This is a genomic window from Flavobacterium panici (genome assembly GCF_024499525.1).
GTDB lineage: Bacteria > Bacteroidota > Bacteroidia > Flavobacteriales > Flavobacteriaceae > Flavobacterium > Flavobacterium panici.
Map to the genome: position 1 here is coordinate 4,949,886 of NZ_CP100437.1, position 21,387 is coordinate 4,971,272.

The 21,387-nt window shown below is 35.7% G+C and carries 16 protein-coding genes; 5 read left to right on the top strand and 11 right to left on the bottom strand.

The features are described 5' to 3' along the window. Nucleotides 1-69: 69 nt before the first annotated feature. From NLJ00_RS20730 to NLJ00_RS20740, 3 genes are all read left to right on the top strand, one after another. Nucleotides 70-2,394, top strand: a complete 2,325-nt coding sequence (locus NLJ00_RS20730; protein ID WP_256635245.1) for a glycoside hydrolase family 2 protein — start codon at nucleotides 70-72, stop codon at nucleotides 2,392-2,394. 334 nt (nucleotides 2,395-2,728) lie between these two features. Beyond that, complete coding sequence (locus tag NLJ00_RS20735; protein WP_256635246.1) at nucleotides 2,729-4,531, top strand: glycoside hydrolase family 2 protein; 1,803 nt, start codon at nucleotides 2,729-2,731, stop codon at nucleotides 4,529-4,531. Between the two features lie 102 nt (nucleotides 4,532-4,633). After that, on the top strand, nucleotides 4,634-5,197 hold the full coding sequence (locus NLJ00_RS20740; protein WP_256635247.1) for a DUF2911 domain-containing protein: 564 nt from the start codon (nucleotides 4,634-4,636) through the stop codon (nucleotides 5,195-5,197). A 101-nt stretch (nucleotides 5,198-5,298) separates the two neighbouring features. Here the strand turns inward: NLJ00_RS20740 and NLJ00_RS20745 are convergent, their stop codons facing one another. The 3 genes from NLJ00_RS20745 to NLJ00_RS20755 are packed head-to-tail and all read right to left on the bottom strand — an operon-like array spanning nucleotide 5,299 to nucleotide 9,127. Beyond that, nucleotides 5,299-7,503 carry a xanthine dehydrogenase family protein molybdopterin-binding subunit gene (locus tag NLJ00_RS20745; RefSeq protein ID WP_256635248.1) on the bottom strand — a complete coding sequence of 735 codons (2,205 nt, stop codon included), beginning with the start codon at nucleotides 7,501-7,503 and terminating at the stop codon, nucleotides 5,299-5,301. 8 nt (nucleotides 7,504-7,511) lie between these two features. After that, on the bottom strand, nucleotides 7,512-8,492 hold the full coding sequence (locus tag NLJ00_RS20750; RefSeq protein ID WP_256635249.1) for an FAD binding domain-containing protein: 981 nt from the start codon (nucleotides 8,490-8,492) through the stop codon (nucleotides 7,512-7,514). Then, nucleotides 8,489-9,127 (bottom strand): 2Fe-2S iron-sulfur cluster-binding protein, encoded by a 639-nt coding sequence (locus NLJ00_RS20755; protein WP_180856682.1) that lies wholly within the window; start codon nucleotides 9,125-9,127, stop codon nucleotides 8,489-8,491. The genes NLJ00_RS20750 and NLJ00_RS20755 overlap by 4 nt, the downstream gene beginning before the upstream one ends. A 643-nt stretch (nucleotides 9,128-9,770) precedes the next feature. Here NLJ00_RS20755 and NLJ00_RS20760 point away from each other — a divergent pair. After that, nucleotides 9,771-10,922 (top strand): cysteine desulfurase family protein, encoded by a 1,152-nt coding sequence (locus tag NLJ00_RS20760; RefSeq protein ID WP_256635250.1) that lies wholly within the window; start codon nucleotides 9,771-9,773, stop codon nucleotides 10,920-10,922. A gap of 248 nt (nucleotides 10,923-11,170) precedes the next feature. On the opposite strand, the gene NLJ00_RS20765 is transcribed toward NLJ00_RS20760, so the two are convergent. The 3 genes from NLJ00_RS20765 to NLJ00_RS20775 all read right to left on the bottom strand — a co-directional run bounded on the left by NLJ00_RS20765 (nucleotide 11,171) and on the right by NLJ00_RS20775 (nucleotide 13,505). Next, nucleotides 11,171-11,791 (bottom strand): nucleotidyltransferase family protein, encoded by a 621-nt coding sequence (locus NLJ00_RS20765; protein WP_256635251.1) that lies wholly within the window; start codon nucleotides 11,789-11,791, stop codon nucleotides 11,171-11,173. Beyond that, the gene (locus NLJ00_RS20770; protein ID WP_256635252.1) at nucleotides 11,754-12,890 is read right to left on the bottom strand and encodes an XdhC family protein; all 1,137 of its coding nucleotides are present in this window, start codon (nucleotides 12,888-12,890) and stop codon (nucleotides 11,754-11,756) included. The genes NLJ00_RS20765 and NLJ00_RS20770 overlap by 38 nt, the downstream gene beginning before the upstream one ends. A 129-nt stretch (nucleotides 12,891-13,019) precedes the next feature. Further along, entirely contained in the window at nucleotides 13,020-13,505 is a 486-nt protein-coding gene (locus tag NLJ00_RS20775) for a copper resistance protein NlpE (protein WP_256635253.1), read from the bottom strand. Nucleotides 13,506-13,674: 169 nt separating this feature from the next. Between NLJ00_RS20775 and NLJ00_RS20780 the strand changes: the two genes are divergently transcribed. Continuing rightward, on the top strand, nucleotides 13,675-14,007 hold the full coding sequence (locus NLJ00_RS20780) for a YegP family protein (RefSeq protein ID WP_056199036.1): 333 nt from the start codon (nucleotides 13,675-13,677) through the stop codon (nucleotides 14,005-14,007). 49 nt (nucleotides 14,008-14,056) lie between these two features. Here the strand turns inward: NLJ00_RS20780 and NLJ00_RS20785 are convergent, their stop codons facing one another. The 5 genes from NLJ00_RS20785 to NLJ00_RS20805 form a co-directional block, all read right to left on the bottom strand. Further along, nucleotides 14,057-14,446, bottom strand: coding sequence for a helix-turn-helix transcriptional regulator (locus NLJ00_RS20785; RefSeq protein WP_053471962.1), 390 nt, complete (start codon nucleotides 14,444-14,446; stop codon nucleotides 14,057-14,059). 231 nt (nucleotides 14,447-14,677) lie between these two features. Further along, complete coding sequence (locus tag NLJ00_RS20790; protein ID WP_053471963.1) at nucleotides 14,678-15,082, bottom strand: hypothetical protein; 405 nt, start codon at nucleotides 15,080-15,082, stop codon at nucleotides 14,678-14,680. Nucleotides 15,083-15,397: 315 nt separating this feature from the next. Further along, entirely contained in the window at nucleotides 15,398-17,329 is a 1,932-nt protein-coding gene (locus NLJ00_RS20795; RefSeq protein WP_256635254.1) for a family 43 glycosylhydrolase, read from the bottom strand. Continuing rightward, nucleotides 17,329-18,696: a glycoside hydrolase family 27 protein gene (locus NLJ00_RS20800; RefSeq protein ID WP_256635255.1), complete on the bottom strand. Its 1,368-nt coding sequence runs from the start codon at nucleotides 18,694-18,696 to the stop codon at nucleotides 17,329-17,331. The genes NLJ00_RS20795 and NLJ00_RS20800 overlap by 1 nt, the downstream gene beginning before the upstream one ends. A gap of 190 nt (nucleotides 18,697-18,886) precedes the next feature. Next, nucleotides 18,887-21,307 (bottom strand): sugar-binding domain-containing protein, encoded by a 2,421-nt coding sequence (locus NLJ00_RS20805; RefSeq protein WP_256635256.1) that lies wholly within the window; start codon nucleotides 21,305-21,307, stop codon nucleotides 18,887-18,889. Between the last annotated feature and the right edge of the window lie 80 nt (nucleotides 21,308-21,387).

The window sequence follows — 21,387 nt, forward strand, 5'->3', positions numbered from 1 at the left end:
ACATTTTCAATTTTTGCGCTTTTTGTTTTTTTTCAGATTTGTCTGAGCAGCAGTTTTGCTCAGACAAAGATGAATTTAAACGATAACTGGCTGTATCTTGAAAATCATACTTCAAATCTTACCGAAGCTCAAAAAGCTTCAAACTGGACTTCAATAAATTTACCACATACCTGGAATGCCGAAGATGCAACCGATTTATATCCGGGCTATCGACGTGACGCAAGCTGGTATCAAAAGAAATTAAATATTCCACAAATTGATAAAAACAAAGTGTATTCGTTATACTTTGAAGGTTCAAATATTACAACAAAAGTGTATGTAAACGGAAAAGAAGCCGGCGGACACATTGGCGGTTACATTGGCTTTTCTATAGACATTACGAACTTTATTAAAGAAGGAAACAATGATATTTTTGTTCGTGTTGATAATAGTTACGACATCGAAATTATTCCATCTCAAAAAAGTGATTTTTTCATTTATGGCGGAATCACGCGCGATGTTTGGTTTGTTTCGAAATACAAAAATCATATTGATAATTTGAAGATTACAACGCCAGAAGTTTCGGCTAAAAAAGCTTCGGTACAAATTGTTTCTTCTTTTATAAATGCAGATAATTCAAAAGATTTATCGTTAACCGTAACACTTAAAAATCCGAAAGGAAAAAAAGTAGCGAGTAAAACTATTTCTGTTTCTGATAAAACTTCGACAATCACTTTCGAAAACATCAAAAACCCGGAACTTTGGGATACCGAAAAACCAAATTTATATTCCTTAACGGCTGTTTTATCAGAAAAAAATCAAATTAAAGACAGCGTTTCTGAGAAAGTAGGTTTTAGATGGTTTGAGTTTAAAGATCATGGTCCTTTCTATTTAAACGGAAAACGTTTATTGATTCGCGGAACACATCGCCATGAAGAACAAGCCGGAGTTGGCGCGGCAATGAGCAATGCACAACATTGGGCCGACATGAAATCAATAAAAGATATGGGTGCTAACTTTGTTCGTTTAGCACATTATCCGCAAGATCCTGAAATTTATAAAGCCTGCGATGAATTAGGTTTATTGGTTTGGGATGAATTGCCTTGGTGCCGCGGTGGAATTGGTGATGAACTTTGGCAGACGAATACTAAAAATATGCTGAAAGAAATCACCAACCAAAATTACAATCATCCAAGTATCATAATTTGGTCGCTTGGAAATGAAATGAACTGGCTCCCTGATTTTCCAAACGGAGACAATACAGAAAAAACAAATGTCTTTTTAACGGAACTAAACGACATTGCCCATAAACTGGATCCAACCAGAAAAACGGCAATTAGAAAATATTATGAAGGTTCACATATTGTGGATGTCTTCTCCCCTTCTATCTGGTCTGGCTGGTATTCTGGAAGTTACAAAAGCTACCAAAAAGCAATTGATGTTTACAAAAAAGAATACAAACATTTCATCCACGCCGAATATGGCGGAGACAGTCACGTTGGACGTCACAGCGAGAACCCTGTAACAGGCGAAAATGTTATAAAAGCAGAAGGCTGGGAAGAAGCAATTGTACAGACTAAAGTGGCCAATATTGCTCAAATTGGAGATTGGAGCGAAAATTATATCGTTGATTTATTTGACTGGCACTTGCATATATCCGAGAATGACCCAAATTTTGTGGGAAATGTACAATGGGCATTTAAGGATTTTGCAACGCCTTTACGTCCGGAAGATGATATTCCGTATATGAACCAAAAAGGATTGGTTGACCGAAACGGAAACCCTAAAGATGCATATTATGTTTTTAAAAGTTATTGGGGTAAAGAGCCCTTCGCTTACATAGAATCACACACCTGGACAGAACGCCAAGGTCCAGAAAATACGCCAAGAACTATAAATGTTTTTAGTAATTGCGAAAAAGTTACCTTATTTCATGACGGAAAATCTCTTGGGGAAAAGCAAAGAAATCTTGCTCTATATCCTGCAAATGGGCTAACTTGGGATGTCAACTTTAAAAAAGGAGAAAATGTTTTAGTTGCCATTGGTAAAAATAAAGACGGTAAAACGGTTTCGGATACGATTAAGGTTAATTATCGTTTCAATAAAAATGATACGGCTTCGTCTTTACAATTGTCTTCAGAGAAACTAAAAAATGGTAATTATCTGGTTACGGCAATTGCAATTGATAATAACAACTTACGCTGCTTAGATTATGAAGAAAGTGTTTATTTTCAATGTTTGAAAGGTGGAAAAACTTTGAAGAATCAAGGAACACCAACTGGAAGTGAATCGATAAAAATGGCAAACGGAAAAGCGTCTATTGAAGTTATTCCTGATGGTTCTGGTGATCCTGTTGAAATGACGGCTTTAAATCAGAGCTTTAAAGGTGAATATTTGAAAGTACCTGTTCAATAAGATTTTTAGCCGCTAAAGCGCTAAGACAGAAAGTTTTTTTTGCCACAGATTAAAAGGATTAAAAAGATTTTAAAAAATAAGCGTGAAGTTTGTCATTTCGAGGAACGAGAAATCGCACGCGGGGATCGACAAAGATTGGCGATTAACATTGTGGAAATTCTAGTGCGATTTCTCGTTCCTCGAAATGACAAACTAAGCCCAAGGTCAATCTAAAAAGTTCCGTTAGGAACGACAGGTCGGTAGCAACGGATGAAATCCGTTGAAATGAATATTACGCCCATAAATAATGTTCCATAGGAACTATACATATTACACAAACCAAAGATTACAAAAAATGAAAAAAATCCTAACACTATTATTCCTGACAACGTTCGCTGCCGGACAATCTCAAGGTTTAATTTCAAACGTTCCAAACCGAAACACAACATCTTTAAACGGCGTTTGGAATTACATTGTTGATCCGTATCAAACAGGCTTTTACAGCTTTCACCTTGATCAATATGATAAACAGGAAAAAGCGCCAAAAGGTGCATTTTTTAGTAATTATCATGCGCAAAACAAACAGGAATTGGTAGAATATGATTTTGATAAATCGCCAACAATAAATATTCCGGGCGACTGGAATTCGCAGATTACAGAACTAAAATATTACGAAGGAAATGTTTGGTTTAAAAAATCTTTCGACTACAATTTGGCCGCTAATAAACGTCTTTTTGTGTATTTGGGAGCCATCAATTACAAAGCCGATGTTTATTTAAACGGAAAAAAACTGGGAACTCACGAAGGCGGTTTTACTCCGTTTAATTATGAAGTTACTACGATTGTAAAACCAAAAGACAATTATTTGGTTATTAAAGTAGATAATACGCGTCATAAAGAAGATGTACCGACAGTTAATACCGATTGGTGGAATTATGGCGGAATTACGCGTGATGTTACTTTAATCGAAGAGGAATCTGCATTTATTGAAGATTACACCATTCAGCTTAAAAAGAATAATGCCAATATTATTTCTGGTTTTATCAAAATCAATAATTTGAATCCTACGCAAAATCAGGCTTCGATTTCTATTCCGGAATTAAAAATCAATTACAAAGGAAAAATTGGTGGTGACGGAATTTTAAATTTTGAAATTCCAGCTAAAAAAACCTCCTATTGGTCACCGGAAAATCCGAAATTATATGATGTTACAATCGATTTTAACGGAAAGAAATTAAATGATAAAATTGGTTTTAGAACGATTGAAACACAAGAAGATAAAATCTTATTAAACGGAAAACAGGTTTTTTTAAGAGGAATTTCTATTCACGAAGAAAATGCCAAAGGCGGACGTGCAAATTCTCAGGAAGATGCTTTACGTTTATTAAACTGGGCAAAAGAATTAGGCTGTAATTATGTTCGTTTGGCGCATTATCCACATAACGAAAACATTATCAGAGAAGCTGATAAAATGGGATTAATGGTTTGGGAAGAAATTCCGGTTTACTGGACAGTTGAATTTAAAAATGAAAATACCTATAAAAATGCTCAAGATCAGTTAACTGCTGCTGTTACCAGAGATAAAAACAGAGCTAGTATCGTGATTTGGTCTATGGCAAATGAAACTCCGATTTCTGATGCCAGAAACACTTTTATCAAGAATTTGGTAACGCATACAAAATCACTGGATAATACAAGATTAATCAGTGCGGCTTTATTAACGCGTAACGGAAAAATTGACGATGAAATTGGTAAATCACTTGACATTATTGCTTTTAACCAATATTTAGGCTGGTACGGCGGTAACTTAGAAAATGCCGAAAAAACATTCTGGACTACTCCATACAACAAACCTGTTTTTGTTTCAGAATTTGGAGGTGATGCAAAAGCTGGCTTTCACGGAGATAAAACCGAACGCTGGACAGAAGAATATCAGGAATATTTATACATTCAGAATTTGAAAATGATTGAAAAAATCCCTCATTTAAGCGGATTAAGTCCTTGGATTTTAGTTGATTTCAGATCGCCAAAAAGACTTCTTCCGGGTATTCAGGACGGTTACAATCGTAAAGGTCTAATTTCAAATGACGGTGAAAAGAAAAAGGCTTTTTACATTATGCAGAATTGGTACGACAAAAAGAAAAAAGAAGAAAAATAAATTAAGAACCATTACCAATTCATTAACAAAAAACAGACTGTATTTATATGATTTTTCTTCATTATTAACTTACTTTGTAGTTATTCTAAAAATTGTAACCTTATGAAAAAATTTTATTTAATGGCAGTTACTTTATTTGCTGCCTTTACAGTTCAAGCTCAAGATGTAGTAAAATTTGCTCCGCTTGATGCAAGTCCGGTTGATATTTCTTATTTCCCAAACAAATCTGTTAAATTCAAAAAAACAGACAATCCTAGTCCGGTTGTAAAAGTTATCTACGCAAGACCTTCTGTAAAAGGGAGAACTATTTTTGGTGACGTTGTGAAATTCGGAGAAATCTGGAGAGTTGGTGCTAATGAAAATACAGAAATTAAATTTTACAAAGCAGTAACAATTGGCGGAAAAAATATTCCAGCAGGAACTTACAGTTTATTTGCAATTCCTGAAAAAGATAAATGGACTATCATTATCAATAAAGAATTAGATTTATGGGGCGGTTATGCTTATGACGAAAGCAAAGATGTTATTAGAGTTTCTGTTCCTGTAAAGCCAGTAAATGAAGTAATCGAAGCTTTGTCAATTGCTTTTACAACTCAGGGTAATGTAGCTAATCTAGTTATTGGGTGGGATAAAACAACTGCTGAATTGCCTATTACGGTTAAATAATTAATCATTTTCAGATATAAAAAAAAGAGCCATTTTGAACTGCCCCCAAAAAGTTAGACACTATTTGGGGGCAGTTCATTTTTCAATGTCTCTTTTTTGTTTTAAACCTTAACGGTTTCTATAATTTTATCCAGCGTAATTGGCAAATCTCGTACACGTTTTCCTGTGGCATTAAAAACAGCATTTGCAATTGCAGGAGCCATTCCTACCAAAGCCGTTTCACCAAGACCTTTTGTTCCCATCGGATTACTGATTGGGTCTTTTTTATTAACGAAGAAAACTTCCTGTTTTTCAATATCGGCATTTACGGGAACATGATAATCGGCGAAATTATTGTTGATTGGACGACCAAAACGATGATCGATTTCCAATGCTTCCATTAATCCCATTCCGATACCTCCTACTGCCCCACCGTACATTTGTCCCGCAGAAGTTTTTTGGTTGATAACCGTTCCGATATCCGCACAAGAAACAACATGCGCCAAACGTATTTTACCCAAATTCGGATTCACTAATACTTTTACAAAGTGAACTGAAAACGAATAAATCGAATATTTCTTAGCTTCATCCGTTCCTTTTGATTGATTTTCAACTTCTAATCCATCTAATTTATTAGCACTAAGCAAAGAAGTTAAAGCAACAGTTTTGGCAGTATCTTTTGTTGAAGAAACGATTCCATTTGCAAAAGTCAAATCTGTAATTGGAGTTCCCTTTAAAACTGGATTTTCAGTCGCTAATCCCAACACTTTACTTACTAGCAAATTACAAGCATCATGAACTGCAGAACCAACAGACGAAGTTGTTGCCGATCCTCCTTGTGTTGGACCTTTTGGTAATCCGCTTTTTCCCATTTCAATAATTACATTCTCTGCAGGTAAACCTGTTATTTCAGCTCCAATCGCCGTCATCATAGTTGCCGTTCCCGGACCCATATCATTGACACTGCACTGAAGCACTAAATTTCCATCGGGTAAAAATTTTGCTTTTACAGAAGTTGGACTTCTATAACAGCCAAAAGTTCCGGTTCCCATTCCGTAACCTACAAGCCAGTCTCCTTCTTTCACAGAACCTGGTTCATTTTTACGGTTTTTCCAGCCAATGCGTTCCATTCCGCCTTCATAACACTCTAAAAGATATTTACTGCTCCACGGTTTATTTTGTTCCAAATCTTTCTCGGCATAATTCAGCTTTCGAAATTCAATTGGATCTAAGTTTAATTTATAGGCCAGTTCGTCCATTGCACATTCTAATGCAAAAGAACCTGTTGCCTCGCCCGGACCACGCATCCAGATTGGCGTACAAGTGTCTAACGGAACAATTCTGTAACGTGTCGAAACATTTTCACAATCGTAAATAAATCGGGACATGTTTACCGTTCCTTCCATGAAATCTTCATAACTGGAAGTCATCGCAACGGCTTCGTGAGTCAAACCTGTAAGTTTCCCAGCTTTTGTTGCACCAAGACCCATTTTTTGAATGGTATAAGGTCTGAAACCAACATTGGTAAACATCTGCTCGCGGTGCAAAACTAATTTTACAGGGCGGTTCAATTTCTTTGCCCCAATTAATGCTGCAATTTCATACGGCCAAGTGTGTAATCCCATTCCAAATGCGCCTCCAAGATATTCAGAGTGTACTTCTACATCTTCAACCGGCACTCCAAAAACTCCTGCAACACTTTTTCGCGTTCCTTCAACACCTTGACTTTTAGTATATAAAATGGGTTTGTTTCCATCCCATTTTGCAATAATATTCGCAAGCTCCATTGGGTTATGAACTTCCGTCGGGATCGTATAATCGGCTTCTAAAATTACTTCTGCATTTTTGTAACCGTCATGAACTCCTCTGTGGTAATCATTCCCTTTATCCGTTTCAACTTTTTTCTCTTTATCGGCGGCTTTTTGAAGTTCAGTTGAATGTTCTTCTTTATAATAATCAGCTTTAATTAAACTCGCTGCATATTGCATACGCTCAAAAGTATCGGCAATTACCAACGCAATTGGCTGATCGTAATACAAAACCGAATCATCTTTGAAAATCTGCAACGGCTGTCCAAAATTATGTTTGTCTTTTGCTTTTTGATATCCGGAAGGTTTATCCACATTTAAATGCGTAATGACAGCCAGAACTCCCGGCGCCCATTCTGCTTTTTTAGTATCAATGGTTTTGATCCTTCCTTTTGCAATTGTACTTCCAACCAAACAGGCATACACTACTCCGGGCGTTTTATATTCGGCAGAATAAGTTGCTGATCCCGTTACTTTAGCAAATCCGTCAACTCTATTAATATTACTTGTCTTGCTCATAATTCTAATTATTTTGATGCTGCTATTGTAAGTGCTTCTGTTATTGCATTGGGACCAAGCGTTAATTTAAAATCATTGCCTCCAAATGCTTTCGCACCTTTCATTGACAAATCTGCCGCTTTTCTAAATATCTCTTCCGAAACTGTTTTCCCTTTCAGGAATTCTTCTGCTTCAGTTAATCTCCATGGTTTATGTGCTACACCGCCCATTGCCAGTCGAACATCATTTATTACATTATTTTTTAAATCTAAAGCCGCAGCAACAGAAACTAATGCAAAAGCATAACTCGTCCTGTCACGAACTTTTAAATAATGCACATTTTTGGTGAAATTATTATGTGGAATTTCTACCGAAGTAATTAATTCTTTATTTTCTAAAGTATTGTCTTTCTCAGGAGTATTTCCCGGCAGACGATGAAAATCTGTAAATTTTATTTGTCGTTTTCCTTTTGGACCTTCGACTAAAACATTTGCATCTAATGCTGCCAATGCCACGCACATATCACTCGGATGAACGGCAATGCAGCTGTCTGAAGCTCCAAAAATTGCATGCATTCTGTTAGAACCTCCAATGGCACCACAGCCGCTTTTGGGAGTTCTTTTATTGCATGGCATATCTGTATTATAAAAATACGAGCATCGTGTTTTTTGCAGCATATTACCGCCAACAGTTGCCATGTGCCTGATTTGCTGGGATGCTCCGGCTGCTAAAGCCAAAGCCAGTAAAGGATGTTTTTCTTTTATCGATGCGTCTTCGGCTACCTGACTGTTTTTAGCCAAGGCTCCTATTGAAACTTTTCCGGTTAGGAATTCTATTTTCTTTAAATCTAATCCTGTAATGTCTACCAGTTTGTCTGGAGCCACCACATTCTTTTTCATTAAATCTACCAAATTTGTTCCGCCGGCAATAAACATAGCTTCTTTTTCTTTGCTGATGTTCGATACCGCCGAACTTGAAGATAATGCTTTAATTATTTGAAAATTTTTCATAATTCTTTCCCTCCTTCCTTCACTTCAGTTATGGCATCAACAATATTATGATAAGCACCGCATCGACAGATGTTTCCGCTCATATATTCTCTAATTTCTTCGCGGCTGTTGGCATGGCCTTCTTTGATACAGGCAATTCCCGACATGATTTGTCCCGGCGTGCAATAACCGCACTGAAATCCGTCATGCTTGATAAAAGCTTCCTGCATTGGGTGTAGCTTTTTTCCTTTTGAAAGTCCTTCGATTGTAGTCACCTGAGCGTTTTGCTGCATAGTTGCCAAAGTCAGACACGACAAAATTCGGGTTCCGTTTACGTGAACCGTACACGCGCCGCATTGTCCGTGGTCACAGCCTTTTTTTGTTCCGGTCAGCAATAATTGTTCTCTTAATAAATCGAGTAAAGTAGTTCTAGGCTCGATATTAAGATTGTGTTTTTTGCCATTTACTTCGATAGAAAGCGGTACTGTTTCTAAATACTCCGCTATTTTTTCATCCCACTTATTCTCTGAAGCCATAACCAGCGAAGGCGGCGCCAGAGCAAGGGCGGTAAAAAGTCCTGATTTTTTTATAAAGTCGCGACGGGAATTTGAGTCATTCTCTGTTACTTTATCTGGATTTGTTTTTTTAGAAGCCATTCCATCTCTCTTTTAAATTAGCAAAAACTCTTGGGTATTCTAACAAATTTAACAATCTTAATCCACAAAAAGTTATGAAATTCAAACATTGTGCTTATTTAGAATAATTACAATTTCGGTGTGGGTTTTAACGCAAAGAACGCTAAGGTTTTTTGTCTCACATTGTGTTAAGCGAAGTCAAAGTTCGCAAAGCTGGGATTTGAATATTGGGGTGTTTTTTTAACGCAAAGAGCGCAAAGGTTTTTTATCTCACATTGTGTTGAGCGAAGGCAAAGTTCGCAAAGCTGGAATTGATATTTGGGATGTTTTTTTTAACGCAAAGAGCGCAAAGTTTTTTTGTCTCACATTGTGTTAAGCGAAGGCAAAGTTCGCAAAGCTGGGATTTGAATATTGGGGTGTTTTTTTAACGCAAAGAGCGCAAAGATTTTTAATCTCATTTTATGTTAAGCGAATGCAAAGTTCGCAAAGCAGGGATTGATAAAGCTTTGCGAACTTTGCAATTATCTAGATAATTAACTTTAAAAAAACCTTTGCGCGCTTTGCGATAAAAACCTTTGCGCTCTTTGCGTTAAAAAAACCAGACACAGAAACAGATTTATTATTTACATTGAAAATTGTATTTTTACGAGATTAAGTTTTTACTATGCCAAATCAGAAACATATTTACCTTGATAATAATGCCACCACTCGTGTTGATGAACGGGTTTTAAAAGCTATGCTTCCCTATTTTACTGATTTTTATGCCAATTCTACAAGTCAGCATATTGCAGGATTATCTGTAAACGAGGCTGTTGAAAATGCCGCATGGCAAACTGCTGATTTGATTAATGCCGATGCTGATGAAATTATTTTTACTTCGGGTGCTACAGAAGCCATAAATCTGGCGATAAAAGGTCTGGCCGATCAGGAACGAAAACATATTGTAACGGTAGCTTCAGAACACAAAGCTGTTCTTGAAACTTGTCGTTTTATGGAAAGTATTGGCTTTGAAGTCAGTTACTTACCTGTTAATCGTGAAGGGATTTTAGATCTTAATCTTTTAAGTGAAATTATTACAGATAAAACACTGGTTTTCATAGGAATGCTTTCTAATAACGAAACAGGTGTCATACAAAATGTCAGCGAAATTTCTACGATTCTTAAAAGCAAAAATGTGTTGTTTTTGTGTGATGCAACTCAAGCTGTGGGGAAAATTCCAATTGATGTAAAAGCTCTTGGAATTGATCTTTTAGCATTGTCGGCACATAAATTTTATGGTCCAAAAGGTATTGGTGCTTTGTATGTTTCGGCGAAAGCCAAAATAAAATTACTCCCTCAAATTCTTGGCGGCGGACATCAGCGCAAATTACGCAGCGGAACGCTTAACGTTCCCGGAATTATCGGTTTAGGTAAAGCTGCAGAAATAGCTGTAAATGAATCAGAAACAGATAAAAACAGGATCGAAATATTACGTAATAAACTGGAAAAAGGTTTATTGCAATTTGAAGGTTCTTTTGTAAATGGAAATATTCAAAACCGAATTTACAATACTTCGAATATTTGTTTTCCGGGTGTAAATTCAGAAAAGCTTATTATGGCTTTGGGGAATATTTCGGTTTCGAATGGGGCTTCTTGTTCTGCGGTTACGTCTGAGCCTTCGCATGTTTTAAAAGCTATGGGATTGTCTGATGAAGAGGCGTTGAGTTCGATTCGGTTTAGTTTGGGGAAATTTACTACTTTGGAGGAAATTGATATTGCTGTTGAGCGGGTTTTGAGCTTGGCGAGAGAATTTGCCACTAAGACGCTAAGGCACTAAGTTTTTTGTTTGCTTTGAGAAATAATCTCGCAAAGTCGCAGAGACGCAAAGTTTTTTTATTAGTTGCCTCCAGTTTTAACTGGAGGAAGAAATAGATTAAGGTTAAAAAGGCTTTAGCCAAACTTCGGTTAGTTTGGCTAAAGCCTTTTCTGTTTTTTGCTTAGAACCTCCAGCTAAAGCTAGAGGCAATTGAAAATAAATCTTAAAAACTTTGCGACTCTGCGACTTTGCGAGATTAAAACATATAGCTACTCAGAAATTAACTTGTTGTAATCTTCTTCTGTATCAATATCAATATTACCTTTTACAAAAGGAACTGAAACTGTATCTTCTAAATACTTTTTAATGATTTTCTTTGCTCCTTCCTGCCCACTCAATTCAAGCAGTTCATTGAAATATTTTCTATGAAATAAAACCGGAGTTCCTAAGGTTTCGGAATAAGCCGAAGCTATAATTCCTTTTTCAGTTTTATAATATTCGAATATTAAATTTTCAAAAACTAAATTGGTGACAAAAGGCTGATCGCAAACGGCAAAAATACATTCTTCGCAATCGGGATTTAAAAGCAATAATTCATTTAGTCCTTTTACAATTGACGATGACATTCCGTTTTCCCATTCGGGATTAAAACAAATGTTTATTTCTGTTGTATTAAGTTCTTTTTCAACTTCATTATGATTGGCGCCAGTTACTACTATTGTAAATGAATTGGGCACTTTTAGAGCTTCAGAAATCGTATTTTTTAAAAGTGTTGATTCTTTATATGCTAATAGCTGTTTTGGTCTTCCTAATCTTGAAGAATTGCCTGCAGCTAAAATTATAATAGCGGTTTTATTTTGAAATTGATCTTTCATAATGAATTTCGTCATGAATTTTACCTGCTTTATATTTTAAAGAAGTTCCGGTTTTTCCTGCCGAAAAAGCTTTAATTTCTGATACAATTGAAAGTGCTATTTCTTCGGATGTTTCGGCTCCAATGTCTAAACCAACCGGACTGTAAATACGCTCTAATTGTTCTTCGCTTATATTAATTCCTTCATTTTGAAGATCATCGAACATTCGGTTTAATTTTGTTTTTGGACCGAGAATTCCAATGTATTGGCAATCTGTTTTTAAAAGTAATTTTAAAACTGCCAGATCGTATTTGTAATTGTGGGTCATCAAAACAAAATACGTTTGATTATCAATGATAATATTTTCCAGAAATTCTTCTGGTTTTACTGCATTTACTTTATCTGCTTTTGGAAAACGTTTTTCTATTGCATGTGTCGCGCGTCCGTCGCCAACTGTAATTTTCCAGCCTAGAATGGATGCCATTTTAACCAAAGGCTGAACATCATTTCCTGCTCCGGCAATAACAAGTGAAATTGGCGGATTTATATATTCTATTAAAGCTTCGTTTTCACTTTCTGTTTGAAGTTTTTTTACAATTGATGTTTTGGTTTTCAAGACTTGATTTATATCTGAAATTAAGTCTAAAACCTCATCATTATGATTTAGAATTTGATTTTCTTGTCTGTAAAAAAGTGTTGTTCCTTGCTGAATAGCATTTCTTTTTAAAGAGAAAACAGTCACCACTACGGCTCCTTTTCTTTCTAATTCTAATTGCTGTAAAAGTTGTATCGTATTTTTTGATGCTTCTTCATCAATATATTCAAACAGAATATGAACAATTCCGTTGCAGCCAAGCTGTAAACCTACTTCAATATCGTCTTCATTATTCGTATTGTAGGTAATTAATTTATTTTGTTTTTGATGAATGGACAGGAGTGCTTTTCGTAATGCATCGCCTTCAAGGCAGCCGCCGCTTATGGCTCCTGTTAGTTCTCCATCTTCTGTAACAAGCATGCGTGCTCCAGGCTGGCGATACGATGATCCTTCAACTTTAACGACTGTTGCGAGAGCTGTTTTTTTTCCTGCCGATTTTGCTTCTGTGTATGCTTTAAGAATTTCGCTGATTTCTTTCATAAAAATAAATGCCCATCAACAGAAATTTGTGTTGATGATCTTTCATTCTCTAAAAATAAAAAATATTATAAACTTAAAGGCAGTAAAGCTATTTAAGTTTATAATATTATGAATAAAAATCGGCTTGATTTATTTTTTTAGATCTAAAGAATAATTCAGTTTTGATTTTATTATTTTTCTGTCGCGGTCCAGCATATAGATCTTTTTTGTGTCTGAACTCAAATAACCATAATACGATTGTTTTTCGGCGGGTTTATCCCAATTCAAAACAAAAATGGTTCCGTCGGGATCGTTTTCTAAACCTCGTTCTGTATTAAAATTTCCTTTTTCAACAAACTCTTTTTCAGGTGATTTTCCTTTGTAAATACTTGATAATTCAAATTTTTGCCCTTCCATTGTTCCGTTTCCCTGATAAATTTTAAGAACGGTTTGAATACCGCTGCAATCTGCACAAGGCAATAGTCCTTCGTAAACCAAAACATTTTCGGCTGTGTTTTTTTCAACTTTTATAGTTGTTGAATCTGATACTGCAGTATTCGTTTTTTCCTCATTTTTCTTGCTGTTACAAGATAAAAACTGAATTGCAGTTATTAGCAAAATCAATACATTTTTCATATTCTTTAATTTTAATATCATTTCAAATTTAAGGAATTTTCTTATATTAAAAAATCAATTAACTTAACAAATTATAAATGATTATTTTTTCTTCCAATAGCATTTGTATTATGAAGTTTTGTATTTTTATCAATAGCAAAATATTTTAGTTAACTTAATAAAAAACTACATGGGAAAATTTGTAATTACTAAAAGAACCAATGGTGAATTTCAATTCAATTTAAAAGCTGGTAACGGCCAGACCATTTTGACCAGCGAAGGTTATTCGACAAAAGCAGCGGCCTTAAACGGAATTGAATCTGTTAAAACAAACTCTCAGGACGATAATCGTTATGACAGAAAAGAATCTAGTAATGGCAAACCCTATTTTAACCTAAAAGCCAGCAACGGACAGAATATTGGTGCTAGTGAAATGTATGAAAGTACTTCGGCCAGAGAAAACGGAATCGAATCAGTAAAAAAGAATGCTCCTGATGCAGATACAGATGATCAGACTGCATAATTCCAAAAAGATATCAAAAAAAACGAGGCTATAGAGCCTCGTTTTTAGTTTATATGTGACCAAACTTCATTTTATAACGGTCTAGTTCTTCTTCTGTTTTGTTTAAAAGTTTTTCGAGAAGTTTTATTTTATCTTCATAGAGTTCTTTTAGTGCTTCATCATTACTGGAATTAATTAATATGCTTCCGTTGTTACTGTTTCCTTTTACGGTATTATAGTTGTTGAAATATCTCTGACTGTCAAAACTTATAATATCTTCTACACTTACTTCTAAAATCCGTGCTATTTCTACTAATTTAACATAGGATAATATTGTTCTTCCTTTTTCTATTTTACTATAACCTGCCTGAGTGACACCAAGTTGATCTGCCATATATTCCTGAGTGTAATTTTTTAACTCTCTAATGCTTTTTATTTTGTTTTTTATTGAAGTTGCCATAAGTTTGATTTGGAGGGAGGGCGTTTGTAACTTAAACAGCCGCAACTGAACTTAGGGGGGTATTGCAGCTTTATTTTTTTGAAGTAATTACAAATGCTGTTTCTGTAGGTCGGTGAAACAGGATTTGTTTATTTTTTTCTAATTATAATTATGAAACCATATACGAGAGCAATAACTATAAAAGCCAGATCGTAACTGGAAATCTCCGTTAATAGTTGGTTCATTGCTATATTAGTTTGTTGTTTTTAAAATCCGTTCGAATTCGAAATTTAAATACTGGTCGATTTGTTTTCCAATTATTGGCCTGTCTAAAGCGCTTATTTTTACTTTAGTTTCTTTTTTGTAAATGTCTTTTACAATCACAAAATAGTCAAATTCTGATTTATTATTAAATCTCATAATAATCAAAAAAGAATAGCACAATAAAGTTGGAATTAAATAATACAGCTCCATTACATTGGTGAAAATCATGCAGTAATAGGCTAAAACAGTTACGGCTGTAAAAGCGCCGTTTTCAAAAAGATAGGTTTTCTTTTTTTTGAGCAGTCCAAGTTCTACAATTTCATTAAAATTGTACTGCCATTGTTTTGATCCGTACTGAAATTGTACCTGATCATGAGTGAGGGAAATGAACATAATGATAAATAATTAAATCTCTTTAAAGAAAACCTGGTGAGAAAGTTTTCTAAAAAATTGTTTTCGGCTTAAATGAATACATTTGAAAATGCTGCAGTGGTAAACAGCACATCATTTCGCAATATTACGCATAATCAGCTTTTTTTTCTTACAAGTCAGCTTATAGAATATAACCAGAGGTTGTAATTAAATCTAATTATAAATTTTACCTTATGATTTAAAAATTCAATATGGCGTTTTACTTATATAACTAATGCACAAAAAAAGCCACTCCTTTGTGAGGAATGGCTTTTTAGAAAGGATAAAGTTACAAATTTATTTTAAACCGTCGACTCCGGCATGAGTTGGAATTACTTCTTTTATACTTCCGTCTGGATTAAACTCTAATTTATCGATGCAGACTTCACGATGAAATCCTCCTGCGTCTCCCATTTTAATTCCGGTTGGATAAGAAAATCTATGGTAAACAATATACCATTCGTCTTTATTTGGGATTTGTAGAACGGAATTATGTCCGGTTGCGTGAATTCCAACTTCTGGTTTTCCCTGAATGACAATATTATTTTTCGGAATTTCGATTGGCCCTAAAGGCGATTTTGAAGTTCCGTATCTCACTTTATAATTCGGACTTCTGGTATCGTCTTCGCTCCACAGGAAATAATACGTTCCTTTTCTGTAAATTATATAAGTTCCTTCGCGAAAAGTGTCATCAACTGTAATTACTTTCGTTGTTCCCTCTTTTATTGAAATCATATCAGGATTTAATTCGGCAACAGCCATATATCCATTTCCCCAATACAAATAACTTTTTCCAGATTTAGGATCTGTAAAAACATCAGGGTCGATTTCCTGACCGCCTTTTACACCTTCGGGTCTTGTGCTTATTAATGCTTTTCCGCTGTCTTTAAAAGGTCCCTCAGGATTATCTGAAACTGCCACGCCTATTTTTTGCGCCGCTGTGAAATAATAAAAATATTGGTATTTGCCTTTTATCTTTTTCTCTACAATACAAGGCGCCCACGCATTGCGGTTTGCCCAGCTTACATCTTTTCTAAGATCGAGAATAATTCCTTCGTCTTTCCAGTCTTTTAAATTATCTGAAGAAAAAGTCTTGAAGTAATTTCCAGACCAGCCGTCAAAACCATCGCTTGTTGGGTAGATATAGTATTTTTTTGTTTTGGTGGAGTACAGAATTTCCGGATCGGCATAATAACCTTCTAAAACCGGGTTATTGTTTACTTTTGGATATTTTGCGGGTATTCCCCATTTGTCTGTAATTCTTTTTAATTCAGAACGCGTAATTGGTAAAATCGTTCCGTGACGCGGATTAAAATCCATCGAAATATCATTATCAATTACGGTAAAGTTTTCTAAGTCTTTGGTTTTTGTAAACTGATATTTTCCTTTTGTATAAACATCATACATCAGGATATATTCGTCTGAATTGTTTAGTTTGAAAACACTTGAACCTTCAACGCCATCTTTTGTCTGCTGCAAATAATTATCATTTTCAATCCAATTTCCCGAAGTTAAATCGGTTGTTGTAGCGACTTTTATTCCTGCCGTTTCCGTTTCTGTTTTATAGAAAAGATGATAAACTCCGTCTTTTTCAATTATATCGCCGTCAATGCAGGCTCTTTCAGATTTTGGAACAAATAATAATTTTGATGCACTTTCTAAAGCTGTGAAATCTTTATTCGCGTAAGCGTAATAAATTTTATCCGGTCCTCCTGCATATTGCAGACTGAAATAAATTAAATATTTTCCGGCTTTAGCATCATAAATAGTCTGCGGCGCCCAAACTCGTTTTAGATTTTCATTTCCTGAAAAAGCGGTTTGAATATTTACTACACTGCTTTTCCAGTTTACTAAATCGGTACTTTTTAGTAAAACCATTGCACGATTACTGTCCCAGCCTTTTGAAGAAGTCATATCGGTTAAAACCATATAAAAGGTTTTTCCATCGTCGCCTCTTAAAATATGCGGATCACGAACTCCTCCGGTTGAACTGATTATTTTACTGTCTAAAACGGGTTTGTTATCGTTGAGATGATAATAATGATAACCATCTGCACTTACGGCAAAACGAACGGCCTCTTCTTCAACAGAATTTCCTGTGAAATAAACAAACAAATAGGCTGTTAAATCTTTCTCTGCAATTACGGGCGGAATTCCTTTTGTATTCTGGGCTTGCAAAAAATTAAAAATCGATAAAAATAATACAAGGCTAAAATGTGCTTTCTTCATTATTTTTTACTTTTTATTTGATATAAAACGGAACTGTGCGGTTTTAAATCGGCTGCAATGTTTGTTGATGTTGTTTTGGATTTTTCGTTTGTCCAGATATTCAAAACATCAGCTTCTCCCGAAATACCAAGATCAGAAAGATTTACCGAAACATTTTGCGAAGCCGAATCTGAAATATTAAATAAAGCCAGATAAATACTGCCGTCTTTTACATTTTTTGAAGTCACAGCAATTTGCCCATCTTTTTGGAAAAGTTGTTTTACGGCTGTGCTTTCATTGTGCATTTTTACCACATTTTGGTTGGTTAATAATGACAAAGTAAAAGCGTCATTACTTGGTAAATCTCCGCCAAAAAATAAAGGTGATTTAAAGATATTGAAAAATGTAATCAGCGTATATTGTTCGTCTTTTGTCAAACGAGTCATTCTGTCTTCGCCGCGTTCTCCTCTTACTGAAATACGCCCAAGCGGAATCATATCGCAATCTGGCCATGTTCCTGGTGCAATATATGGATACCATTTTTGCGCCACATCCATTAAATGTGTGATGTGCGGCCAAGTATCCCAAACGTCGTCAACCATGCGCCACATATTAGCGTGCGTGGTTACGTGCGGTGCGGCTTCGATTGGTGTTTCTCCCGGCGAAGTACTTAATACAATTTTACGTCCGCATTTGTCGATTGCATTTCTTATTAAGTTGATTTCTCCTTCGTGATACGGTCTTGATAAATCATCAATTTTAATGAAATCTACGCCCCATTGTGCGTACAATTCAAAAATAGAATTGTAGTATTCCTGCGCTCCCGGTTTGTCTGCTACAATTGTATAATTGTCTTTTAGCCATTCGCATTGCAAAGCTGTCGTATAAATTTGGTCTGCCGTAATTCCGTTTGCGCCTTTTATTGGCAGTTTATCTTCGACGGCTTTTTTCGGGATTCCGCGCATGATATGAATTCCGAATTTCAGTCCTTTTTTATGAATATAATCTGCTAAAGGTTTAAAACCTTGTCCGTCTTTTGCTGATGGAAAACGGTTTACAGCCGGTAAATATCTTCCGTATTGATCGATTACATAACGCGGGTCTGTTTGGTTATAACCTCCTGCTTTGTCATTTTCTACAAACCAACGAATATCAACCACAACATATTCCCAGCCAAATTTCTTTAGGTTCTTTGCCATATAATCGGCGTTGGCTTTTACTTCGTGTTCTTCAACGGTTGGTCCGTAACAATCCCAGCTGTTCCAACCCATTGGCGGGGTTTGTGCCCATTGTTTGAATTCGTCTTTTTGGAAGGTTTTGTTTTGTGAATTAGCAGAAATTGATATTAAAATCAATCCGAATGCCAATATTTTATTTTTTATTTTCATGTTAAATAAATGTATATTACACATTTTAAATGTAATGAATTATTTCGGGTTATCAATCAGATGTCCCGATGGGACATTCCTAATCATAATCTAAAACGGGCTACCGATGAGATGTCCCGATGGGACATAAACAACTATAATCTCTTTGAAGCTACCGATGAATTGTTCCTACGGAACATTTTTTCAATAACTATTTTACATTAATCGTAACCTCAACTGGTTTTAACCATTGACTTGTAAAAGTTACTTTAATTGGCTGTGCTTCTCCTGTTGCCTGAATATAAGCCGCAATATGCCCGTGGAATACACGCTGTACATTATCTGTGTAATCTGTCATGTCACTGTTATTTCCTGCTTCAAGTCCTAATAAAGTTCCCGGGCCGCTTATCGTGCAGGTTACTTCGTTATCTGAAAGCATTACAGGTAAACCGTTTTGATCTTTTACCTGAACCATTATTTTGGCAACGCCTTTATCTTTAGAAATGATAATATTTTTATCTGTAATAGTTAATTCAACTGGCTGCTGTGTTGTTGTAATGGCATATCTGCTAACTTCTTTGTCATTTTTATCTAAACCAATTACTTCTAATTTTCCTGAAGCAAAAGGAATATCCCAATAGATAATTCCGGTTTTTTCGTCGTAAAGTTTGGTTTCGCCCACTACTTTTCCGTTTAATTCCAAACGTGCTTTTACGGCGTTTGTATAACAAACTACACGAATTTTTTCTCCGTCTTTGTAATTCCAAATTGCCCATGCATCTTTAGAAATATCTTTTTCATTTTTTAAAGGATAAGTTCCGATGTACGCCATTGGTTTATCTGACCATAATGACTGACGGAAATATCCTCTTGGCTTGATAACGCCTGCAAAATCAACTAATCCAGAGTAAAATCCTCTTGAAGGCCATCTTCCTGATTCTCCTAAATAATCAATTCCTGTCCATAAAAACTGTCCGAAAATATGTTTGTTGTTTTTTACGGCAAGCCAAGGTTCCATATCATGAACATTTTCACTTCCGAAAATGACTCTGTTTGGATATTTTTCGTGATCTGATTGGTATTTGCTTTCTGTATAATTGTATCCTGTAATGTCTAAAGCGCCCGGATATTCTGTTTCGTTTGACATTGCAACTCCTGCTAATCCTGCAGTTGTTGGGCGTGATTTATCGTATTTTTTTACGGCTGCAACTAAACGTTTTGCAATTGCTCCAAGACGCATAGCATCTGGCGCATCTTTTTTATAACCGCCGTAGGCTGCTTGTCCGAAACCGTCTTTTCCTTTATCCAAAACCGGATGTGAATAGGGATCGTTTGGATAATCAACTTCGTTACCAATACTCCATCCAAAAACTGATAAATGATTTCTGTCGCGACGAACAAAGTCTTCTAAATCTTTTTCTGCATATTCTGCAAAAATATCAAACGAACCTTCAAATCCCGGAGTTCCGTAATTCCAGCCTTCCAGCCATTTACGTTTTGGAAATTCCCATTCATCATAAGCTTCGTTTAAAACCAAAATCCCTAATTCATCACAAAGTTCGTAGAAAACGGGAGCTTGCGGATTATGACTTGTACGGATTGCATTTACACCAATTTCTTTAAGTGTTTTTAGTCTTGTTTCCCAAACTTCGCGCGGAACTGCCGAACCTAAAACTCCAGCATCGTGATGCAGACAAACGCCTTTCATTTTCATCCATTTTCCGTTTAAGGTAAAACCATTATTTGGATCGAATGTAAAAGTTCTAAAACCAGTTTTCGTTACGGTTTGATCGATTTGTTTACCATCTTTTAAAACGGTTGTTTTTAGCTGATACAAATTCGGGTTTTCTAAATCCCATATTTGCGGATTTTTTACGTTTAATTTCGTTGAAATTTTTCCGTTTTGATTGGCTGCAACTTCCACTTTTGAAGAAGATTTTGCAATCGATTTTCCGTCTTTTGAAATCAGTTCGTTTACAACGGTAAGGCTCGATTTTGAAGCTGAACCGTTTTCTACATCAACCTCAACATTTAAAGTTCCTGTTCCGTTTTTTACTTCGGGATAAGCATAAACTCCCCATTGCCCAATATGAACCGGATTTGCATACACCAACCAAACATCTCTGTAAATTCCTGAACCGGTATACCATCTTGAATCGGCACTTTGACTGTGATCAACTCGAACGGAGATTGTATTTTCTCCTCCAAATTTTACATATTGTGTGGCATCATAAGCGAAAGAAATGTAGCCGTTTGGACGTTTTCCTAACGAATGTCCGTTAATGAAAACTTCGCTTCTGTTGTAAACGCCTTCAAAGTATAAATAAACTTTTTCGCCGCTTTTGCTTTGCGGAATATTTACTGATTTTCTGTACCAGCCAATTCCGCCCGGAAGATATCCTGTACAGCTCGCCAGCGTTGGGCTTAATTGTCCTTTTACGCTCCAGTCGTGTGGTACATTTACTTGTTGCCATTTGCTATCGTCAAAGGTTGTATTTTTTGCATCCGGAGTTTCCTGAAGATTGAATTTCCAGTTGTCATTGATTTTTTGTGAATCTCCAAATGATATCTGACTAAATGCTGATATACATGAGAAGAGAAGTACGGGTAGTATGATTTTTTTTCTAAACATTTTTTTAAGGTTCTAAGGTGCTGAGATGCTAAGGTTCTGAGTTTTTTTTTAGTTTTCAGTCGCAGTCTCAGTTTTCAGTT